This is a genomic window from Cellulomonas massiliensis JC225 (genome assembly GCF_000312005.1).
Lineage (GTDB): Bacteria > Actinomycetota > Actinomycetes > Actinomycetales > Cellulomonadaceae > Cellulomonas > Cellulomonas massiliensis.
Genome location: NZ_HE978588.1, coordinates 2,991,964 through 2,994,586, shown reverse-complemented (window position 1 = coordinate 2,994,586; position 2,623 = coordinate 2,991,964). Strand labels below are relative to the sequence as shown.

Sequence of the window (2,623 nt, the reverse complement as noted above, 5' to 3'; positions counted from 1 at the left end):
CGCGACCGACCTCAAGGCGTCGGTGCTCGACGTGGACGCGGCGCTGCTGGCCGAGCGCGGCGCCGTGGACGCCGAGGTCGCCCTCGCGATGGCCGCCGGCGTCCGCCGCCGGCTCGGCGCCGACGTGGGGCTCGCGACGACCGGCGTCGCGGGGCCCGACCCGCAGGACGGCCACCCGCCCGGCACCCTCCACGTCGCGGTCGAGACGCCCTCCGGGCGCGAGGTCCGCTCGCTGCGCGTCCCCGGTGGGCGCGCGCTCGTGCGCACCGTCGCCGCGACGGCGGTGCTGCGGCTCGCGCTCGAGCTCGTCGGCGGTGCGCCGACCGGGTGACGACCCGTCGCCCGGGAGCACGGACGCGCGCTGTCCGGGTGATCCCGCGGGTGAGAACGACGCGCCCTGCTGGCGGCGTGGCGCGGCGGGGAACACGCTGGCCTCGCGGGGCGTTGCAACGACCGTGATGACAACTCGTCCGAAGACACGACGCGACCACGCACGTGTCGGAGGCGCACGGTACGGTGGGACTCTCCCGGTGAAGGCAGTGCCGGGGGCCGCGGTCGTCGGGCTGGCCCGTCCAGGGGCTCCGACGCCGGTGGCGGGACAGGACGCGAGAGGGGGAGCCCGGATGGTCGTACTCCGTCGAGAGATCGGCGACGTGCTGCGTGACGCGCGACAGCGCCAGGGCCGCACCCTGCGTGAGGTCTCGTCGGCCGCTCGTGTCTCGCTCGGGTACCTGAGCGAGGTCGAGCGAGGTCAGAAGGAGGCGTCGTCGGAGCTGCTGCACAGCATCTGCGAGGCGCTGGACGTCCCGATGTCGCTCGTGCTCCGTGAGGTCAGCGACCGCGTGGCCGTCGCCGAGGGCCTGCTGATCCCCGACACGGTCCCCGCCGAGCTCCTCTCCGGCACCAACGACTCTGGGTGGGCGCTCACCCGGTCGGAGCTCGCTCCGATCGGCTGACGCCGCACCCGACGAAGCCCGCGAGAACCACCGCTCTCGCGGGCTTCGTCGTGCCCGGCGCGTCCCGCGCGTCGCCTAGGCGTCGCCGGGTGGGCGCTGGCAGCGGGGGCAGTAGAAGATCGGCCGCTCCTGGGGCGGGCGGCGCGCCTGGCCGACGGCGATCGGCGTGCCGCACCGGGGGCAGGGACGGCGGGCTCGGCCGTGGACGTTCGACGGCCGGGGCCCCGCGGCGACGGACCGCTGCATGAGCCGGCGCGCGACGCCCAGCAGCCGCGCCGGGTCCGGCACCGCGTGCGCGGGGGTCCACGGCCAGAGCCGCTCGGCGAACAGCGACTCCGCGGCGTAGATGGTGCCGATCCCGGCGACGACCCGCTGGTCGAGCAGCACCTCCGCGACGGGTGTCGAGCCGGCGAGCGCCCACCGGCGCAGCGCCTCGGCCGCGTCGACCGGGTCGTCGAGGATGTCGGGGCCGAGGTGGCCGATCAGCGTGTGCTCGGCCGGCGTCGGGACGACGTCCAGCATGCCGAGCTTGAGCCCGATCGCCGTCCACGTCGGGGTGGCCAGCACCGCGCGGACGTCCGGGCTGCCGGCGCGCGCACCGCTCGAACCCGTGCGGGCGACGCGCCACGTGCCGTCCATCCGCAGGTGCGTGTGCAGCGTGCGCCCGTCGTCGAGGCGGGTCAGCAGGTGCTTGCCGTAGGGGCGCGTCCCCAGCACCGAGCGCCCGACGAGGTCGACCGTCGCGGCCGTGGGCCAGCGCAGCTCGGCGCGCACCAGCGGAGCACCGACGAGGGCGGCGTCCAGCCGCGCGGCCGCGCGGCGCAGCGAGTCGCCCTCAGGCACGCCGCACCGGGCCGTCGGGCTCAGGGCTGGGCGCCCCGGCGCGCGAGGCGCCGCCCGTGCGCGCCGGCGAGCCGAACCGCAGGCCGCGGGGCGTGGTGGCGAAGCCCGCCGACGACAGCGCCTCGCCGAGCGGGCTGTGCAGGCCGCCCTCGCCGAGCACCTGCAGCCCGTCCACCCGGGCGACCGTGAGCCGGCCGAGGTGACGCTCGGCGGACGTCGTCACGAGCCCGCGCGCCGCGGCGGCGAGCACGTGCGCGTCGCGGGAGAAGCTGAGCGCCGAGCGCCCCCCGCGCTCGAGGTAGACCGCGAGGTCGCCGTCGACGAGGACGACGAGCGCGCCGGCCTTGCGGCCGGGCCGGTGCCGCACCGCCGCGGCGTCGGCGTCCTCGACCGGCGCCGCCGGCCAGGCGAGCGCCGCGCCGTACGGGTTGGCCGGGTCGGTGGCCGCGAGCACCACGACGTGCGGCTCGGGCGGCTCCAGGCCGTCCTGCGCACGCTGCGCGGCCGTCTGGACGACCTGCGCGTCCGAGCGCAGCCGGTCGACCGCGCCTGGCAGGGCGAACTGCGTGCCGCCGAGCCGCTCGACGAAGTAGCCGCGGCGGACCTGCCCCGCCTCCTCCAGGGCCGCCAGCACGCGGTACACGTCGGCGAAGCGCGCGCCGAGGTTCTCGCTGGGGGCGACGGCGCGCGTGAGCACGCCGTGCCGGTCCAGCAGCTGCGCCGCCAGCGCGTGCGCGCGCAGCGTCGGGTCCAGCTCGCGCGCCGGCAGCAGCGACCAGCGGCCCGCCCCGGACGCCGCGGATCCCGCACCGCCGCCCGGCACG

At 78.0% G+C, this 2,623-nt stretch carries 4 protein-coding genes; 2 read left to right on the top strand and 2 right to left on the bottom strand.

The window, feature by feature from the left end:
- The coding region (locus HGCM_RS18385) for a CinA family protein (RefSeq protein ID WP_040399127.1) at positions 1-331 on the top strand (331 nt) is incomplete at its 5' end.
- A 292-nt stretch (positions 332-623) separates the two neighbouring features.
- Positions 624-956 carry a helix-turn-helix domain-containing protein gene (locus HGCM_RS14120; RefSeq protein ID WP_019137481.1) on the top strand — a complete coding sequence of 111 codons (333 nt, stop codon included), beginning with the start codon at positions 624-626 and terminating at the stop codon, positions 954-956.
- A gap of 75 nt (positions 957-1,031) precedes the next feature.
- Here the strand turns inward: HGCM_RS14120 and HGCM_RS14115 are convergent, their stop codons facing one another.
- Positions 1,032-1,799 carry a DNA-formamidopyrimidine glycosylase family protein gene (locus HGCM_RS14115; protein WP_019137480.1) on the bottom strand — a complete coding sequence of 256 codons (768 nt, stop codon included), beginning with the start codon at positions 1,797-1,799 and terminating at the stop codon, positions 1,032-1,034.
- Positions 1,792-2,623: Lhr family helicase (locus HGCM_RS14110; RefSeq protein ID WP_425457481.1), on the bottom strand; the 832-nt coding region annotated here is incomplete at its 5' end. The genes HGCM_RS14115 and HGCM_RS14110, both read right to left, overlap by 8 nt.

Coding starts and splice junctions, on each gene's coding strand:
- HGCM_RS14120 (WP_019137481.1), top strand. CDS start 624: ATGGTCGTACTCCGTCGAGAGATCGGCGACGTGCTGCGTGACGCGCGA.